A 19169-nucleotide genomic window follows, 5' to 3' on the forward strand; every position below is an offset into this window, starting at 1 on the left:
ACTACTAGCTACTAACTACTAACTTGTTTACAAGAGTTCATTTGCAGAAATTCATGTAATACCTCTACATGATTTCCCATAAGTAGAATATGATGATTTCCTAAAGGGCTTTTCAGGAAATAATCTACAGGAGAATCCAGCCTTACACGTACTTGGGTACGACACATATCTATATAGCTGGTGTTTTCGTTGAGGAAACCGGAAGATACAAAATACTCGTCTAACGATTCGCCACCACATTTCAAAACAGTAACCTCTCCAATAGGTAACAATCCCTGAATGGCTATTCCCATTTCGGTTTCAAAGTGATTGCGGATAATATATTGGTTGGTTTGTTTTGTACCAATTGTGCAATGAGCTAATACAATATCATTATTAATAGTGTTTACCGAAGATGGGTTTGCCATGAATCCTGTTTCGGCAGTTACTGCTTTTGCTATTAATAGTGTAAATATAGATTGAAGATCGCCTTCGCATCCGGCCAGGATACCTTCGTCGTTCAGCAGTGAAAGAGCAAGACAGCCAGTGCTTCCTGTGCGTTCAATCAGTTTAAAACAGCTTAAGGTTATGGCTTTCAGGTTCTCTTCGTCGCATATCCTGCGTAAAGCTCTGTACAAACGCATGGCTTTTAATATATCTTCCGGCGATCCTTCTTTACAGGCTTTTGCTTTTGCTGCAAATTCGGCACAGGCTTCGCCTACTTCATCGTCGGTTATCTGATCGAAGTATTCGTATACACGATCTAAAGAGATATCTACATATTCAATACCCCAACGTCTTTTTGCCAGAAGATAATCTACATTGCTTGCAATAAGCCAGGAAGAGGGTGCGCCGATAACGCCAATGCGGGTTCCTTCAAGTGCTCTTTGTGCTAAAAATGAATTAACCAGTAAGTCGATACGTTTTAGTACGGTTTCAGGATCACCGTGAAGGATTTCACTTTTCATACCTCTCGACCGAAACCATGCTGATGTTTCAAGGGCAGCAGCTAATGAGTTTTTATTCCCGTCGGCCAGCAGAACTACCGGTTTGGGCAGGGATTCAAAACATTTCATCACTTTTCTTTCAACACCTCCGGTAGCAATAAATACCAGGCTGAAGTCATCCTTACTAAGCTTATCTATGTCCTTGTAATTGACTAGGTTTACACTATAATGTTTCTTTAATTCATTTAAAATGGTTTCATGACCTGCTGTTACATCGTCATTGTTGTTTAGAATAGAACTAAAAGTAATGAGATTTATAATCATCTTTGATCGCGATAATTTAAATTGTTTACAAGGCAAATGTATTATTTTTCTTTTAGATATTTATTTAAACAACGTTAATAATCTTACATGCGACTTATAACAACAGCGGTTTCTGCGCAAGCTATATAGAAGAGCAGTCTCGGTCTATATAGCACGGCCCTCTTGTTCTATATAGCACAGCCCCCTCGAGCTATATAGCTTCGACCCCTTGAACTATATAGCGAATTTTGTAATTGCAATAGAATAAAAAGAGAAATACATATAAAAAAGCGGATCAAGCCAAAGCCTGATCCGCGCCATAGATATAAATAATATGTTGGGGGATTATTGCACTTCGGACATATTAGTTTGAGTGCCCGACATTTGATTTATATTTAATTTATCAAAAGAACAGATGTCGTATTGTATTCCGTTATAAATAGAATTTGTACGAACCTTTATTCCTTTATATTTTTCAAGTTCTTCGTTTGTTAATGCTAACTTGAACGAAACAATACCATTAAGTATTTCCTGAGGATAATCATCGTATGCATTGTGCCTTAACTCAAGTACGATATAATTATCGTCTTCAACTGCCTTACTTGTTTCGTTACGTACCAAATTAACCATGTGCAATTCTTTAGGGTTCCGGGTTCCTTGAAATTGGAATTCAAAATTCAAATAATTCCCTCCAAACCAAGCTCTGGTTAAATTAATCTTATCATCACCAATACTATCGGCAGTTGCTTCTGTTAATGGAATAATATCTTTGGTAAGCACATTACTTATAAATATAAGCTCGGCATTGTAATCGTATCCGGTTATTTCTTCTTCAAACAGATTAAAGAATATAATAGCTCTTTGACCCACTTCCCACTTATAGGTGCTACTTATTCTTGAAATATCACTTGGGTATAGTTTTTGTCCGCCATCAAGTAAAAAATAATATTTATCATCATTTTCAATGGAATGGATCGTTGCAATGGAATATCCTTCGGCATCTATCCAGGGATAACTGGAATAATCCGAATCAAGATCACTACACGACTGTGTAAACGGAATCAGGATTAAAGCTAAAACAAAACCAATCCAACTATTTTTCATCTTTTTCATCTTATCAATCTAAATTTTACACTATATACGTTTGTTCAATACTCATTAAACACTACGATAGTTTAAATACTGCATACCTCTGTGTTAAATAATGAAAAAGCAGAAAAAAGCTATAACAACATGCAGTATTTTTGTTGCTGATGTATTTAAGTAATAAACACGTGTATAGAGGAATGGAAGAATTCGAGCTATCTAATCTTTGTAGGGCAGGCGACAACCGGGCCCGCAAAGAACTATATGAGCGGTTTTCCGGATGTATGTTTGGGATATGCCTCCGATATACAGGTGATAGAGATACTGCACAAGACATGCTACACGATGGATTTCTCAAAATGTACTCCTCGTTTGATAAATTTACATGGAGAGGCGAAGGCTCTCTGCGGGCATGGATGGAAAGAGTACTTATAAATTCGATATTGCAAACGTTGCGGAAAAACGATGTACTGAAAAGCACTATCGAAATAGAAGAGGTTTCGGATATATATGAACCCGACGCATCGGATGTTGAAACAATACCTCAGGACACTTTGCTGAAATTTATAAGTGAACTTCCGGAAGGTTATCGTACCGTATTCAATCTATACACTTTCGAAGATAAATCACACAAAGAAATAGCGCAAATGTTGGGTATAAATGAGAAATCATCGGCATCCCAATTGTTTCGTGCAAAAACGGCATTGGCTAAGAAAATAAAAGAGTATATGGCAAACGCCTAATTGTTGATATTGATAATGAAACATAAATATAATGTAATATGAAACAGGATGATGAATTGTGGATGAAGAAGATGAAAGAGATGCTTCAGGATTACAATGAACCTGCTCCACCCGGAGTTTGGAACAGAATAGATAAGGAGCTATCACCTCCGGTTGAACGCAAAATCCAGCCATACAGATGGTGGGGAGTTGCTGCTGCGGTTTTATTACTGGCCGTATCCGGAGTAAGTTATTATTTTCTGCATACCCCTGTTGCCGATAATGTTCGTTTAACAGATGTTCCTGTGGTAACATCCATACCCGATGTAATACCAGTAACCCCTCAACAAGAGAGTGTTGCAGAGCAGTTAACACCAGCAAAAGAAACAACGCCCAAACAATATATTGCTTTGGCAAATAAGTTGTCCAGGGTTATTGGTGAGGAAGAAAATAGAATAACCGAACCCCAAATTGATGGCGATGAAAAAGATGAAACGGGGAATCGGGAACCCCAAACCCCAGACAACGATAGCAATAACCTTGCAGCTGAAAAAGATAACAGCAAAAGAAATACAGGCAAGAGAACGGATTTAGAAAATCATACGCCTATTGTAAATCAAAGCACTTCACGAAAGAAGTGGGCCATAGGATTGTCTGTTAATTCGGGAACAACTTCATTGTTAGATAACGACCAGAACAGTCCGATTATAAGATCAACATCGTCATTATCGGTCGAGGCACTTTCTACTGTTTCAACCAATTCAACAGGTTATGTTGATTTGTCGGATAAAAACCTGGTTTATAAGGAAGGAACTGCCCAGATTGCCGAATCCGAGAGACAAAAAAATCATATCCCTATAACCGTAGGACTCTCTTTGCGTAAAGAAATAACAAATGCTTTTTCTGTTGAAACCGGGTTAACTTATACATTCTTAAAATCGGATATTTACCAAAACGGACAGCAAGGCGAAACCAAAGGTGAGCAAAAATTGCATTATATTGGAATACCACTACGCGGAAACTGGGATTTTGTGAAGTCGAAGAACTTTACAGTCTATTTATCGGCCGGGGGCATGATTGAAAAATGTGTTTATGGCAAAAGGCTTGATAAAGATATTGATGATAAACCGCTTCAATTTTCGTTGAATGGAAGTGTAGGTGCACAATACAACCTTAGTAAGCAAATAGGTTTATATGTAGAACCGGGTGTTTCTTATTTCTTTGACGATGGAACCGACATAGAAACAATACGTAAAGAAACTCCATTCAATTTTAATCTGCAAGCAGGTATCCGATTTACGTATTGAGATTTTGAACCGCAGAGTTACGCAAGTAACGCGGAGTTTTAAGTTTTCCTGCGGCATCGTAATAAAAACTCTGCGTAACTCGCGTAACTCTGCGGTTCAAAATTTTATTTAAAAGAGGGTAGAATAGAAATATTCCATGCCCTCTTTTTTTATTTCCGGTATATTGAATCCGGGACTGTAAATGCCGTAGACCGAAGAACCCGACCCACTCATTGAGGCATATATAGCCCCACTATCGTAGAACATTTGTTTAATGGTTGCTATCTCCGGATATTTTGAAAACACGCTGAACTCAAAATCGTTCACCAAACAATCTTTCCATGTTTCGACTGGTTGTTTTATGATATCTTTAATAGAGCACAATGGCTTTTGAACTTTAATATTTGAAAAAGCATCTTTGGTAGATACAAAGATATCCGGTTTTATAATAACAATCTGATACCCCTTCATACTCAGTGTAATAGGAGTGAAGATATTTCCAATTCCCTCGGCATATACGGGTTGGTTCTTAATAAAAAAGGCACAATCCGCACCCAGTTGAGCAGCATGGTTTTCGAGTTGCTCGTCGGATAGGTTGAGGTTAAATGTGGTATTGAGTGTTTTGAGCATAAACGCAGCATCGGCCGATCCTCCACCCAACCCGGCTCCCAGGGGAATATTTTTATATAAATAGATATCGATATTAGGTAGATTGAAATCTTTATCAAGAAGATTATAGGCTTTTACAACCAGGTTTTCCTGAGAATCGGGTATTACCTTACCCGAAAGCGTTAATACACATTTTGAAGTACGACTGTGTGGGTTTTCAACTATTTCCAATGCATCTTCCCATGGAATGGGATAAAATACAGTTTCCAGGTTATGATATCCGTCCTGACGTTTTTCTACAATATTAAGCCCCAGATTGATTTTTGCATTTGGAAAAGTAATCATCGCAACTATTTAATTATGAATTTATTTTCTTGCTACAAAGTTAGAATAAAAAAAGCAATTAATAAACAGTGAACTGTTCATACTCAATTGATAAATATGTAGCGAATCTCCTTTTAAATAGAGTTGGTAATACTATCTTTGCACTCCCTAAAAGAAATAACAGAAACCCCAATATGGCAGACAGAAAAAGAAATCCAAGAAACTACAGAAACAAACCACAATCTGTGAATGATTACGGACGAGTTCAACCGCAAGCCAGAGAACTTGAAGAAGCCGTTCTTGGTGCTTTAATGATTGAAAAAGATGCGTATGCACAGATTAGTGAAATATTAAGAGCCGAATCTTTTTACGAACACCATCACCAATTGATATATGCTGCAATAACCGATTTGGCAGTTAAACAGGAACCTGTTGATATACTTACTGTTACCGAACAACTTCGGAAAAGAGGCGATCTGGAAGAAGTAGGTGGCCCTTTCTACATAACCCAGCTTAGTAGCAGGGTGGCATCTTCTGCACATATTGAATACCATGCACGTATTATTGCTCAGAAACATCTGGCACGCGAGTTGATTTCATTCACCAGCAACATTCAAACCAAAGCGTTTGATGAAACACTCGATGTGGACGATTTAATGCAGGAGGCCGAAGGTAATCTATTCGAAATCTCTCAGCAGAATATGAAGAAGGATTACACGCAAATCAATCCGGTTATTAACGAAGCTTATGCTTTACTGCAAAAAGCAGCCGCCCGTACCGATGGTTTAAGTGGTTTGGAAAGTGGATTTACCGGTCTGGATAAAATGACTTCAGGATGGCAAAACTCCGACTTGATAATCATTGCCGCCCGTCCGGCGATGGGTAAAACCGCATTTGTGTTATCTATGGCACGTAATATAGCTGTTGATTTTAAAAATCCGGTAGCAGTATTCTCTCTCGAAATGAGTAACGTTCAGCTAGTAAACCGTTTGATAGTGAACGTTTGTGAGATTCCGGGGGAGAAAATTAAAAGCGGACAATTAGCACCTTATGAGTGGCAACAGCTGGATTACAAATTAAAAGATTTGATTGATGCCCCCTTGTATGTTGACGATACCCCGTCTTTATCTGTATTTGAATTAAGAACAAAGGCACGCCGTTTGGTTCGCGAACATGGGGTAAGGATGATTATTATCGACTACCTTCAGCTAATGAATGCCAGTGGTATGTCTTTTGGTAGCCGCCAAGAAGAGGTAAGTACCATTTCGCGTTCATTAAAAGGGTTGGCTAAAGAACTAAACATTCCTATCATAGCATTGTCGCAGTTAAATCGTGGGGTAGAAAGTCGCGAAGGTATCGAAGGTAAACGTCCGCAGTTAAGTGACTTACGCGAATCGGGAGCCATTGAACAGGATGCCGATATGGTTTGCTTTATTCACCGTCCCGAATATTACAAGATATTTCAGACCGAGGACGGAAAAGATTTACGTGGAATGGCAGAAATTATCATTGCCAAGCATCGTAATGGTGCTACCGGCGATGTTTTACTGCGATTTAAAGGCGAGTTTGCCCGTTTCCAGAATCCGGATCAGGACCTGGTTGTGCCATCGCCGGATGAAGGTGCCATTCTTGGTTCAAGAATGAATAGTATACCTCCGGTACCGCCACCTATGCCAGCTGATAATCCTTTTGGGGCAGCTAATGAAGACCCCTTGCCTTTTTAACTTCTTCTATACTTCCTCTTCTGCCGGACTTTGCCGCTGATGACTTTTGGGTGTTGTACCAAAACGTGCGGTAAACTCCCGGTGGAAATAAGACCGACTCAGGAAACCAACCTCAGTCATAACCTTTTGAATGGTCCAATCTGTTGTTTGCAGTAAACGGGCAGCTTTCTCTAATCGGTAATTCTTAATAAAATCGCTGGGCGACAAATCGGATATTTCTTTAAAACGACGATAAAACTGGCGGGGGCTAATCGACATCTGATTAGAAATATAGGGAACTCCAAACTCCTCGTTCGAGAGGTTGTTTTCAAATAAACGTATTAACTCATTGGCAAATCCGGCTTGTTCGGGTGTTTTACATATAAACCCGTTATCCATTTCGCCCGCAGTATCTGTAATAATCTTTGTTTTTTGCGATCCGCGCTCTATGGCCATATACAGAATCTCTTTGATAAAAAGTATATTGTAGGGCATTATCACAAATCCATCTATTAATTGGTGAAAGTCGTTTTTGGTAACCAACGCAGCTTTCCAGGTAATCATAGGTATGAATGCTGTTTTAAGCAAGAGGCCTTTATTGGTTTGTACATACTGAATAAATTTGTGTTCTCCTTCCAGGTAAATCTGCGTGTCGGCCAAGAAAACATCGGGTGTGTTTTTGCTCAGGTAATTGAAGGCTGCCTGAGTTGTTTGTACATGAATAATGGTATAATCGTTTCCCAGTATATCACCAATCAACCATCTCATTTCGTCTTTATCTTCGAGTAATAAAATCGTTTTCTTGTTTTCGTTGGTGGCTAAAGGTTGCTCTTTGGGCAAATGTATGGGCAGTTCAATATTCAGGCCAGTATCGGTAAAGGCAATGGTTCCTTTCATTTTTTTGATGGCGTTGCGGCATAACAAGAAAAATAATGTGTTGTTAAAGTCATTGTTATACCTTGAAACATCATCGTTACTGCCAGTTAAATTTTGTACTAACCTTTGCGCAACCTGCGAGGGTAAAACCAGTTCCAGATTGAATTTGCTATCAATTTTCCGGCCTTTTAATTGCAACGGGAAGCGTGTTTTGTGATTCATAGCCTCCGAATATATATGGTACAATATATATTGAAGTCCGGTTTGCGATAAGTATACAGGCGTATCGTCTATGTTTATGTCATTATCAGATAAATCATTAAACCCACGTTGAATTAACAACCGTATGATGTGTGTGGATGTTTCTTCCGGATTAATTTCTCCGTAAACAGGGAATTCAACAAGAAGATTCTCTATCGGAGGAAGGTTGTTTGCCATTCCTCCGTTATTAAATGCAAAAGCGATTGTTTTTTCGTGAATGATATCCAGCATTTTATAATATTCGGAAGGCATGTCTTTAAAGCGGTAAAGCTGTCCGCACATACGGTAAATGGTTGCAAATGAATTGGATGAGTCATGGAATTGCGCAGATGTATTACCAGGAGTGGTGTTTGAATTTTCGTGCTTCATCAATTCCTTTATTAACCGTTCCCGGCTATAGTATTTTTTTCCTAACCGGATCAGATAAATTGCAATAACAACAGCTGTGAGTATATAAATAACGATGGCCCAGAACGACAGATACCAGGGAGGGAGGATGCTGATATTGAGTGCATACGTTTTGTACTCCTTATCGAATACATCTTTTTTGTATCTTACCTTTAAAATGTATTCGCCTGGGGTTATGGACTGGAATATAGGATTGTTGTCCGAACTAAAAGCCGACCATTCTCCTTTTCCTTTCTTTTCTAAACAATGAGAATACTCAAAGTTGTTGCCTTCTATATAATCGGGGGCAATGAAAGACAGGGAAAAGGTAACGCTTTTGCCTTTCAGTGAAAGCCGGTTGTTTTTTTCGTTATAATAATCGTAGAAGTTTACGGTTTCCATACCCAGAACTAAATCGCGGAAACGTACTTCGGGAAAGTATTCCATTTCGTTCATGCGCTCTTGTTCAAGGTACAGTAATCCGTTAACCCCACCAAAAAACAGATTGTCTGTATAAGGACATTGATAATAGGCATCGTCGCTGAACTCACCAATCTGCAAGCCATTGGTATAATAAAAGGCATGACAAGCATTGTTGGTAGGGCTGTACTTTACCAAACCCTTGTTTGTGCTTAGCCAAAGATAACCATTATCGTCTTCTAAAATGCCATGTATCATGTCGTTAAGCAATCCATTCTGACGATCTATGCAGAATGTAATTGGATTCCCTTTTTTATCAAAACTCAACTTTACTAATCCGGCAGATGTTCCGAGGTAAAAGAAATCCTCTTTTTTATGTATGGAAAGAATATCATTGAGAGCAGGCTTTTCTTTGTTGCTGATTTCGTAAACTTTGTATTCCCAGGTTCGAGTATTAAAACGCACAAGTCCCATGCCTCGGCTTCCAAGCCACAAAATAGAATCGCCTTGGTTTACCATTGGGAAAAAGTCGTTGATTTCTTTACCATTGGTTTTGAAAAGTGATTGCCGTACATGCAATACTTCGATATTGTTCCCTGTTGTTTTAATTACAGCTTTGCACAAACCTCCGCCGGCAGTAGCAGCCCATAGGGTTGAATCATTTTCCTCGTATACTTGGTGTATTCTTTTTAATGATTCTGTGTTTCCGGTTACAGGTATAACTTCATCTTTATTGTACGAATAATAGAATAGTCCCGGTTTATCTGCTGTGGCTAGCCAAAAGCCATTCATGTATTGGCTGGGAATTATTCTAAATATCTGAAATTCGTTTAAATCTCTGTTGTATTGAGCAATATTTTGCTTTAATCCCGGGAGATATACGTGTACTTCCTGTGATTTCTGTTCGGGTTGAAAAGTGGCATAGTTTTGAATACGAATCAGTCCGTCGCCCTTTGTGCCAAACCATAGATCACCGTTTTTATCAGTATAGATGGAGCGAACCTGGCGGGTTAACTTGGGTTGCAGGTCGCGTAGCATAATGTGCGTTGCCAGCGAATGCTTTTTAGAATAGGTCATAACGCCTTGTCCATCTGTTCCAAACCATATTATATCTTGCACCGGATCACGATACACAGAAAATATTCGAAGGCTGCGGTCTATTATTGTTTCGTTATAGTGAGATGCGGCTTCGAGTTTTACCAATCCGTTTTGTACAAATGCAATGATAATGTCCTCAAAGAAGGAAACAATACCTATAATTGTACCATACTTGCGGGTTAGTTCGGCTACATTACGTATGTATATTTTTGTGTTACGCTCAAGGTCGAAAAGAAAGAGATTATTGTCTTCATCAATAAAATTCAGGTTGCCTCGTTGAAAGAAGGTATATATAATCCTTTTTTGGTGTATATTGGTTCGGATGGATGAAAAAGAGGGGTTTTCGACATTAAAATTATCAATCCGATATTTGTAAACAGTATTATCGGTGGGAGAGAACAGCCATAGATTACCACTTTCGTCAACAAAAGACAGATTGCCGGCAAATGTAATATTGTCCTTACCGTGCACTTGTTCAAAGCTTTGCAACAGTGTATTAAAATAATAGATTTTTTGTTTATCAATTACCCAGGTATTTCCCTGGCGGTTTGAACATAACCTGAACTCTGTTTCAAAGTTTTTATAAGAACCCGTAATCCGGCGTTCTTTTATAGAATAGCGATTGATACCTACAGTGGTAGAAATCCATACACATCCATCATCGGCACCATTTACCGAATATATTGAATTGTTTAACAGCCCTTGTTTAGAGTCGGTACGGTATACATACATGTTTTTACCATCGAAGTGGTTAAGCCCATCGTATGTTCCAAACCACATAAAACCTTCGTTGTCTTGATAGATGGAAATTACAGCACTGCTAGACAAACCTTGGGGATAGCTTATGTTTGAAAGAGTATATTCGTCTCTAGCAAATGTGTGTTGAGGTATGATAATATATAGTAAGAAAAGCAGTAATATTGTTTTCATAATGTATTAAATTCTATCGGTTACTTAGAATTTCGATGCTATAAACAAAATGCTTTGCGAATATCGGTATTTATATTTCGATTTGCAAATGGCTTGGCACAAAATGGTGATTCATTTGTTTCTTTTCCAACTTTCGTATCATAAATCATGTGTTTGGTATATTTTCCAAATTGCGGTTTAATAAATTACCTACCTTTGCAGCATCCGGATTAAAAACAAACTCAGTTTCAAACAAACTAATAAACTCAATAATGAAGAAATCTATTTTGGCAGCGATACTGTGCTGCTTTACTTTAGCTTCTGCTCTGGCACAAACCAACGAAAAAACATCGGCAGTTCATGTTAGCTTTATTCCTCCTTTAAGCACACATGGTTCGCAAGCAGCCGAATACACCAATGGCGTTTCATTTAATATACTTGCAGGTGTTTCTAAAAATGAAAAGTATTTCACTTTTGGTGGACTGGCTAACATTATTCATAACAATGCATCTGGTGTTCAGTTTGCTGGGCTTTTAAACACCATTGGTAATGACGCCAACGGATTTCAATTTGCAGGATTGTTTAACAGAACCGGCAACACTACCCGTGGAATTCAATTTGCAGGACTGTATAATCTGGCAGACAATGGTTATGGATTTCAGTTTGGCGGACTGGCCAATACTATAAAAAAAGAGTATAGTGGTATCCAGTTTGCTGGTTTATTTAACTCGGCAAAAGATTTTCAAGGATTCCAGTTTGCCGGATTGGTAAATATTGCAAAGAATGTAAAAGGCGTTCAGTTTGCCGGATTGGTTAACATTGCCGAAAACAGTGACTATCCCATCGGCTTGATAAACATTATTAAGAACGGTGAAATGAGTGTAGGGGTTACGTACGACGAAACCGGAAGTGTAATCGCTTCTTTCCGGTCGGGTGGTAGAGTATTATATGGTATCCTGGGAGTTGGTTACAATCATAAATCCAATCATAAACACTATGTTGCTGAAGGTGGTTTTGGTGCACACATCCCTGTTGTAAACCGTTTCAGGATTAATGCTGAACTTAAAAGCCAATTTATGAATATGTCTTCCTCGGACGAATTCTTAAATAAATCATCTTTCAGTATTCTTCCTGCTTTCAAGTTTACGCCAAATCTGGAAATATTTGCAGGACCAAGTATCAATTATATGAATACAGATGATGTTTCTAATAAGAATATGTTTCCTGGTGGTGATATCTGGACAAAGTTTAAGGACGACAGATTGCAACAATTACATATAGGTTATACAGCAGGCATTCAGTGGATATTTTAATGAACCAAACATTATTATATAAATTTCTTGTTGACAAGCATTACAGGGTATTTCGACATTTGTTACTGATAGTAATAGTGTCGTTCATTACCCTGAACTATGCTTTGCCATTTGATCATTTTGAGGTCTTGGGAACAGGTGTATTTACAATTTATGCATTCTTTTTGTTGCTAACATACCTCATTCCGGTTTATTTTAATATGTATTACCTGATGCCCAGGTATATGTTTACCCACAAATACTTCAGTTATTTTTTTGTGTTATCCCTTCTTATTCTCTGTATGCTGGCTTCGCAATCTATCCTGGAAGATACAGCCTACGAAATGATGGGAATATCTGTAGAACCAACCTATAACTTTAACAATAACTATATATTTATACTCGATTTATTAGGTAACTATTTCCTTACCTACATAGCTTTTGCCGGTTGTACAGCAACACTGTTGTTGCGAAACTGGATAAACGACAATCAGCGGGCCGGACAACTGGAAAAAGAACATTTGCAAACACAAGTAGAACGTGTGAAACAGCAGGTTAACTCCGGTTTCTTGTTCAATACCCTAAATCGTATAGCCTTTATAGGCGAAACAAACCCTGTTGAAGCATCGGCTGTATTGATAAAATTCAGCAAGCTGTTGCGGTATCAGCTTTACGACAGTAACCGCAATGAGGTGTTCCTTACATCCGAGATACAGTTTCTCACCGATTATTTGCAGCTGGAACAGTTGTATTATGAAAAACTGAAATTCGAAATCCGGATAGAAGGTAACTCCTCGTTAATCCTTGTTCCGCCTATACTCTTTATCCCCTTTGTAAGACAACTTATAGGTGGAATAAAAAACCGTATGGACCATGCAAATCTCTTACTGTCATTCAATATTCAGAAGGGAGATAATCTTATATTTACCTGTACAGGCGATATGAAAGCCGACACCAATGGCGAAGAATTTAACTCCATCAGGCAACGGTTAAATGTTCTGTTTGGCAATGGTTATTCAATCGAGATGTTACCGCCGCCTTTCATTATTCCCGAAGGTCATAAAATATCTCTAACCCTCAAACAGGACGAATGGATATGAAAAAAGTAGAACGTTTATTTATCAACTTTATACTCTCGCCCCGTTACAGGGTACAGCGACATTTGGCTTTTATTTTGGTGTTAGCTATCTTATCTACCGATCTTGTTGTAAATATACCCAATTTCGGGAGTGAGTTAACAATATCAATAATAAGCATAGCGCTTTACAATATTTTTATTATCGGAACACAATATCTCAATGCTATGGTTGCTGTTCCGCATTTATTGTTAAAGAATAAATATCTCTATTATATACTTTTTATTGCTGCCATGATATTGCTTATCATAGGCGTACTGATTTTTATCCAAGCTAATTATTATTCTCTTTTCGACGGAATCAGTAAAATAGCTAACCGCTTTTTACTAATCAATATATTGTCCTCCATTTCTATTATAAGCTTGCTCTTTGCTGGTATTACCACAATGATGCTGTTTCGCTATTGGCTGATATCCTCTCACCGCATCACAGAGTTGGAATCGGCCACACTACAATCGGAATTAAAATATCTCAGGAACCAGATAAATCCTCATTTCCTTTTCAATACCCTGAACAATGCACATGCTTTGTTTAAAGACAAGAAGAAAGAAGCTTCGTCTATGCTTTATAAACTGGAAGATTTACTACGGTATCAGATAAACGAGAGTTCGAAGGATGCAATTTATCTGGCATCGGATATTCAATTTCTTACTGATTACCTGAATCTGGAAAAGGTTCGCCGAGACCGTTTTACCTTTACCATTCAGGTTGATGGAGAGATAGCTAATATTCAACTGCCTCCGTTGCTATTTATTCCTTTTGTTGAGAATGCAGTGAAACACAGTCAGGATAGTGAACATCCCTCGTTTGTACATTTACAGTTTACTATAAAAGAGAATCAACTGCATTTTCAGTGTGAGAATTCCAGACCTTCTGATTTCTCCCTGCAAATAAAACCCGGTGGGATAGGACTAAAGAATATTCGTCGGCGTTTGGAATTACTCTTTCCCGGCAAATATGATTTGCAGTTAAGCGAGGAGGAAACAAAATATGTTGTAAATTTGCTGATATTCTAATGTGCCAATATGCCAATGTGAATAATGTGCCAATTGGCTGCGCATACATTAGCATATTATTCACATTAGCACATTATTCCCATTAGCATATTGGCACATTAGCATATTGGCACATTGGCACATTAGCATATTGGCACATTAAAATTCACATTAAAACATTGTCACATTGGCATATTGTCACATTGGCATATTAGAAAACATGAACTGTATTATAGTAGATGACGAACCTCTTGCACGACGTGCTATTGAGATACTGATTGAAGAAACGGGCGGATTAACCCTGTTGGGAATGTTTAACAGTGCCCTGTCGGCCTCCCGGTTTATGGAAGACAATCCGGTTGATCTGGTTTTTCTTGATATACAGATGCCCAAAATGACCGGACTGGAGTTTGCCCGTTCGCTCTCGGCAAACACTTTAGTTGTTTTTACTACTGCTTACACCGAGTATGCAGTTGAAAGTTATGATATAGATGCTATAGACTATCTTGTAAAACCGATAGAATTACCCCGTTTTCAGAAGGCGGTAAGCAAGGCTCTTTCGTATCATGCTCTTTTACAGGGAGATTTCAACACCGCATTGGTAGAGGATGATTATTTATTTATAAAATCGGACAGGAAGTTCTTTAAAGTTGAATACAAGGATATACTATTTATTGAGGGCCTGAAAGATTACTCCATTATTCAATGCGAAAACCAACGCCTTATTACCCGAATGAATTTAAAAAACATCTTCGAGGAATTACCTGCCGGAAGCTTCTTCAGGGTGAGCAAGTCGTATATAATCAACATGTTACATATACATGCATTCGATAACAATCATGTACACATAAAAGGGAACGAGATAATGATTGGTAACAATTATAGAGATGAATTTATGGAGAGGGTGCTGAGGAAAAAGAAGAGTTTGTAAAATTGGTTTTCATTTCTTCTTACTAAAGAACTTCTCAAAGAATAGAATCTGATAATCTACTGCATTCTTCCAATAAGGACCATCGTGGTCTCCCGGGCGAACAATAAAGTCGTGCTGAATTTTATATTTCAATAATTTCTTATGAAAGTCATTGTTAACTTCAAAGAAGAAGTCGGCATAACCACAGTCAATAATAATGGCCAGATCACCATCGTTTATGTTATCTATCTGATTAATGACTGTATGTGCGTCCCATATTTCCCTGTTTTCGGATTCCTTTCCTAATTGTTTAGACATTTCCCAGTTGTTGGGGAATGGTCGAATATCAAGACCTCCACTCATACTGCCAACAGCACCAAACACATTTTTGTTACGTAAGGATAGCCACATGGCACCATGCCCTCCCATGCTAAGTCCGGCAATGGCTCTTTTGCTACGATCTGCAATTGTGGGATAATTGGCATCTATATAACTTATCAGTTCTTTGGCTACAAATGTTTCGTAACGGTATGAAGAGTTTTTGGGGCTATCCCAATACCAACTGTTTTTGCCATCGGGACAAACAAATATAATACCTTTTTCATCGGCTATTTTCTTCAATTCCGGTTTTAAACCTATCCATGATTTAGCATTGCCGCCATAACCGTGCAGCAAATAAATAACCGGATAAGTTCCTTTTTTATCGGGAACAACAGTTACTACCTGTATATCTTTATTCATAGAGGTGCTTCTAACCAATATGGTATCTACTTTCGAGGCATTGGCTACTATGGCCAACAGAAGTACAAACGATAATATAAATGTTTTCTTTTTCATGATTTGGATAATAATGATTTAATATGTTGGTTAGTCTTTACTTTGATATAACGATGAGGGTTTTTAATATCAAAATACAATGTACTAAACAAGATATTATATGAGTGATATTGTGGTTCTAAAGGGATAATAGAGTTAATCCAGACATTTTTTATTCTAGTTTTTGGAAATATAAGGAAAAGCTTATTAATATCTTGAATATCCAGATGAAGTAATACTTTTTCTATAAGCAGTTCGTCTGATATTTCAGAAAGCTTTGGTTTTTCAAAAGACCATAAAGCATGGTTCTTTTTCAAACTATCAAATAATTCTCTTTTTATATCTCTTTTCATACTCAAAATTACATCCTTTTTTCTAATTGACAAATTAATAAACACGAAAGCGCGAAGACATAAAGGAAAAACCAGTCCCTTTGTGCCTTCGCGCTTTCATTTCTTTGCTTTTGTATCTTTATCAATCTCTTCTTCCCATAAAAATCATAATATAGTAAATTAGTGTAGCCAATGAACCCAAAGCAGCCACTACATACGTGTACGCAGCAGAGCGCAAAGCATCTTCGGCCTGTGCATGATTGCGCGAATCTGATATGCCTGCACCATTTAGCCATACCAATGCCCTTTTACTTGCATTTATTTCAACCGGCAAGGTTATGAAACTGAATAGGGTTGTTGATGCATACAGAATGATACCAACTAAAAGCAATTGGGGAAATGACTCAAGAAAAATAATTCCGGCCAACAACACCCAACTCATATATTGCGACGCATACGAAACAAAAGGTACCAATGCACTACGCATCTTTAAAGGCGCATAAGCCCGAGCATGCTGAACTGCATGACCGCACTCGTGTGCTGCTACTGCCGCTGCCATAATACTATTGCTGTTGTACACGCCATCACTGAGGTTTACAGTTTTGTTCTGCGGATTATAATGGTCGGTTAATTGGCCAGAGGTACTAATTACCTGAACATCATAGATTCCATTATCGCGTAGCATTTTCATAGCCACATCACGCCCCGTCATTCCATTTGAAACAGGTACTTTAGAATACTTTTTAAATTTATTCTGTAAATTGAGCTGCACCAGAAAGCTAGCTACTGCAATTCCAATAAAGATGATCCATACACTTGTCATACTCTTTAGTTTTATAGTTATACAAATTAAGCATGCAAATTGTTTGCCAAAAATAAAGTGAGGTAAAGGAGATAAAGGAAATAAAGGAGATAAAGTTTCCATGCGGCATCGTTACTTTATCTCCTTTACCTACTCTACCTCCTTTACCTCACTTTACCTCCTCCTTCTACTAACGTTCTATTGTCTGTGCTCTGTCAGGTCCGATAGATACAATGGTGATTGGGGTTCCCAGTTGCTCTTCCAGGAAAGAAAGATACGCATTGAACTCTTCGGGGAATTCATTTTCGCTTCTCATAGAAGTCATATCTGTTTTCCATCCGTCCAGTTCTACATATACGGGTTCTATACCTTCGGTAATATCGTAAGGGAAATAATCTATTTCTTCACCGTTTACTTTGTAAGCCACACATGCTTTGATGGTATCGAAGGTATCCAACACATCGCTTTTCATCATTATCAGTTTGGTTGCTCCATTCAGCATGATAGCATATCTAAGGGCAACAAGATCAATCCAACCGCAGCGACGTTTGCGTCCTGTTACCGATCCGAACTCATGGCCGAGGGTACAAATCTTGTCACCTGTTTCATCGAACAATTCGGTAGGGAAAGGTCCGGCACCTACACGGGTACAGTATGCTTTAAAAATACCATATACATCACCAATTTTGTTTGGGGCTACACCAAGTCCGGTACAAGCTCCTGCACATATCGTATTCGAAGATGTTACAAAAGGATAAGAACCGAAATCAATATCCAACATGGTTCCTTGTGCGCCTTCGCAAAGTACCTTTTTATCGTTAACAAGCAGGTTGTTAATTTCGTGCTCACTGTCTACCAATGTAAACTGTTTGAGGAATTCAACTGCGGCAAGCCATTCTTTTTCCAGTTCGGTTAAATCATATTGGTAATTCAATGATTTAAGAATCTCTTCATGACGGGCTTTGGTTTGCGCATATTTCTCTTCGAAATTATGAAGAATATCTCCTACCCTCAATCCGTTACGGCTCACCTTGTCTGTATAAGTAGGCCCAATACCTTTACCTGTGGTTCCTACCTTGGCATCGCCTTTGGCTGCTTCGTAAGCTGCATCGAGTATACGGTGAGTAGGTAAAATGAGGTGTGCTTTTTTCGAGATATGGAGTCTTTCTTTCAGGTTATGGCCGGATGCTTCCAGTGCTTCGGCTTCGGCTTTAAACAAAGCAGGATCCAAAACTACTCCATTACCAATGATATTTACTTTATCTCCCTGGAAGATTCCTGATGGAATAGAACGAAGCACATATTTTTGTCCTTCAAATTCAAGGGTGTGGCCTGCATTGGGGCCTCCTTGAAAACGTGCTATCACATCGTATCGTGGAGTAAGCACATCTACAACTTTGCCCTTACCTTCGTCTCCCCATTGCAATCCTAATAGAACATCAACTTTCATCTTTCTTTTTATTTTTTAATTGTTTTCTTTTGTTCTTTCTGGCACAATTGCTGCACATTCCGTAAATATACAGGGAATAATGCGACAATTGAAAGCGTTTTAGTTTTGTTGTTTCAATAACATTCTGCAATGCATCATTCTGAAACTCCGTAACTTTCCCACATTGCATACATATTTGATGATGGTGTGTATCTCTGTTATATGATTTTTCGTATTGGGAAGAGTTAGAGAACTGGTGCTTGATTACCAGTTTAGCATTGATCAGTAAAATTATAGTGTTGTATAGTGTTGCTCTGCTCACCCTGAATTTATCGTGATTCATCATGCGTGAGTAAAGCATGTCAATATCGAAATGGCCGTCGATAGAGTAGATTGTATCAAGTATAGCATAGCGCTCGGGAGTCTTTCGATGCCCGTTTGCTTTGAGATATTCGGTGAATATCTGCTTTACTGTTTCTTTCACATTCTGCGTTTCCATCGCGTTTGTTTATTACGGCCAACAAAGTTAAGCTTTTTTGTGGAAACA

16 protein-coding genes are annotated in these 19169 nt (G+C 38.3%); 7 read left to right on the forward strand and 9 right to left on the reverse strand.

What is annotated here, in order from left to right; genetic code table 11:
• Positions 1-11: 11 nt before the first annotated feature.
• Positions 12-1250, reverse strand: coding sequence for a fucose isomerase (locus tag D0T85_RS15860; protein ID WP_163214506.1), 1239 nt, complete (start codon positions 1248-1250; stop codon positions 12-14).
• 324 nt (positions 1251-1574) lie between these two features.
• Complete coding sequence (locus D0T85_RS15865; protein WP_163214507.1) at positions 1575-2342, reverse strand: NigD-like protein; 768 nt, start codon at positions 2340-2342, stop codon at positions 1575-1577.
• A 173-nt stretch (positions 2343-2515) separates the two neighbouring features.
• On the opposite strand from D0T85_RS15865, the gene D0T85_RS15870 reads away from it, so the two are divergent.
• Both D0T85_RS15870 and D0T85_RS15875 read left to right on the forward strand, forming a co-directional pair.
• Positions 2516-3058, forward strand: a complete 543-nt coding sequence (locus D0T85_RS15870; protein WP_163214508.1) for an RNA polymerase sigma factor — start codon at positions 2516-2518, stop codon at positions 3056-3058.
• 38 nt (positions 3059-3096) lie between these two features.
• Entirely contained in the window at positions 3097-4344 is a 1248-nt protein-coding gene (locus tag D0T85_RS15875; protein ID WP_163214509.1) for an outer membrane beta-barrel protein, read from the forward strand.
• 108 nt (positions 4345-4452) lie between these two features.
• Here the strand turns inward: D0T85_RS15875 and ispE are convergent, their stop codons facing one another.
• Positions 4453-5277 (reverse strand): 4-(cytidine 5'-diphospho)-2-C-methyl-D-erythritol kinase, encoded by an 825-nt coding sequence (ispE, locus tag D0T85_RS15880; protein ID WP_163214510.1) that lies wholly within the window; start codon positions 5275-5277, stop codon positions 4453-4455.
• Between the two features lie 173 nt (positions 5278-5450).
• Here ispE and dnaB point away from each other — a divergent pair, with 173 nt between their 5' ends.
• Positions 5451-6980, forward strand: a complete 1530-nt coding sequence (dnaB, locus tag D0T85_RS15885) for a replicative DNA helicase (RefSeq protein ID WP_163214511.1) — start codon at positions 5451-5453, stop codon at positions 6978-6980.
• Between the two features lie 6 nt (positions 6981-6986).
• On the opposite strand, the gene D0T85_RS15890 is transcribed toward dnaB, so the two are convergent.
• On the reverse strand, positions 6987-10931 hold the full coding sequence (locus D0T85_RS15890) for a two-component regulator propeller domain-containing protein (protein ID WP_163214512.1): 3945 nt from the start codon (positions 10929-10931) through the stop codon (positions 6987-6989).
• Between the two features lie 251 nt (positions 10932-11182).
• Here D0T85_RS15890 and D0T85_RS15895 point away from each other — a divergent pair, with 251 nt between their 5' ends.
• From D0T85_RS15895 to D0T85_RS15910, 4 genes are all read left to right on the forward strand, one after another.
• Positions 11183-12223 (forward strand): hypothetical protein, encoded by a 1041-nt coding sequence (locus tag D0T85_RS15895; RefSeq protein WP_163214513.1) that lies wholly within the window; start codon positions 11183-11185, stop codon positions 12221-12223.
• Positions 12223-13302, forward strand: coding sequence for a sensor histidine kinase (locus D0T85_RS15900; RefSeq protein WP_163214514.1), 1080 nt, complete (start codon positions 12223-12225; stop codon positions 13300-13302). The genes D0T85_RS15895 and D0T85_RS15900 overlap by 1 nt, the downstream gene beginning before the upstream one ends.
• Complete coding sequence (locus D0T85_RS15905; protein ID WP_203558503.1) at positions 13299-14354, forward strand: sensor histidine kinase; 1056 nt, start codon at positions 13299-13301, stop codon at positions 14352-14354. Before D0T85_RS15900 ends, D0T85_RS15905 begins: the two co-directional genes overlap by 4 nt.
• Positions 14355-14553: 199 nt before the next feature.
• Positions 14554-15264 carry a LytTR family DNA-binding domain-containing protein gene (locus D0T85_RS15910; protein WP_163214516.1) on the forward strand — a complete coding sequence of 237 codons (711 nt, stop codon included), beginning with the start codon at positions 14554-14556 and terminating at the stop codon, positions 15262-15264.
• A 9-nt stretch (positions 15265-15273) separates the two neighbouring features.
• Here the strand turns inward: D0T85_RS15910 and D0T85_RS15915 are convergent, their stop codons facing one another.
• The 5 genes from D0T85_RS15915 to D0T85_RS15935 all read right to left on the reverse strand — a co-directional run bounded on the left by D0T85_RS15915 (position 15274) and on the right by D0T85_RS15935 (position 19121).
• Complete coding sequence (locus D0T85_RS15915) at positions 15274-16080, reverse strand: alpha/beta hydrolase family protein (protein WP_163214517.1); 807 nt, start codon at positions 16078-16080, stop codon at positions 15274-15276.
• On the reverse strand, positions 16077-16412 hold the full coding sequence (locus D0T85_RS15920) for a hypothetical protein (RefSeq protein WP_163214518.1): 336 nt from the start codon (positions 16410-16412) through the stop codon (positions 16077-16079). Before D0T85_RS15920 ends, D0T85_RS15915 begins: the two co-directional genes overlap by 4 nt.
• Positions 16413-16533: 121 nt before the next feature.
• Positions 16534-17214 (reverse strand): zinc metallopeptidase, encoded by a 681-nt coding sequence (locus D0T85_RS15925; RefSeq protein WP_163214519.1) that lies wholly within the window; start codon positions 17212-17214, stop codon positions 16534-16536.
• A gap of 169 nt (positions 17215-17383) precedes the next feature.
• Positions 17384-18643 (reverse strand): adenylosuccinate synthase, encoded by a 1260-nt coding sequence (locus D0T85_RS15930; RefSeq protein ID WP_163214520.1) that lies wholly within the window; start codon positions 18641-18643, stop codon positions 17384-17386.
• Positions 18633-19121, reverse strand: coding sequence for a Fur family transcriptional regulator (locus D0T85_RS15935; RefSeq protein WP_163214521.1), 489 nt, complete (start codon positions 19119-19121; stop codon positions 18633-18635). Before D0T85_RS15935 ends, D0T85_RS15930 begins: the two co-directional genes overlap by 11 nt.
• Positions 19122-19169 lie beyond the last annotated feature (48 nt).

It is taken from the genome of Bacteroides sp. 519 (assembly GCF_010500955.1).
In the GTDB taxonomy this organism is placed as follows: Bacteria; Bacteroidota; Bacteroidia; order Bacteroidales; family Bacteroidaceae; genus Bacteroides.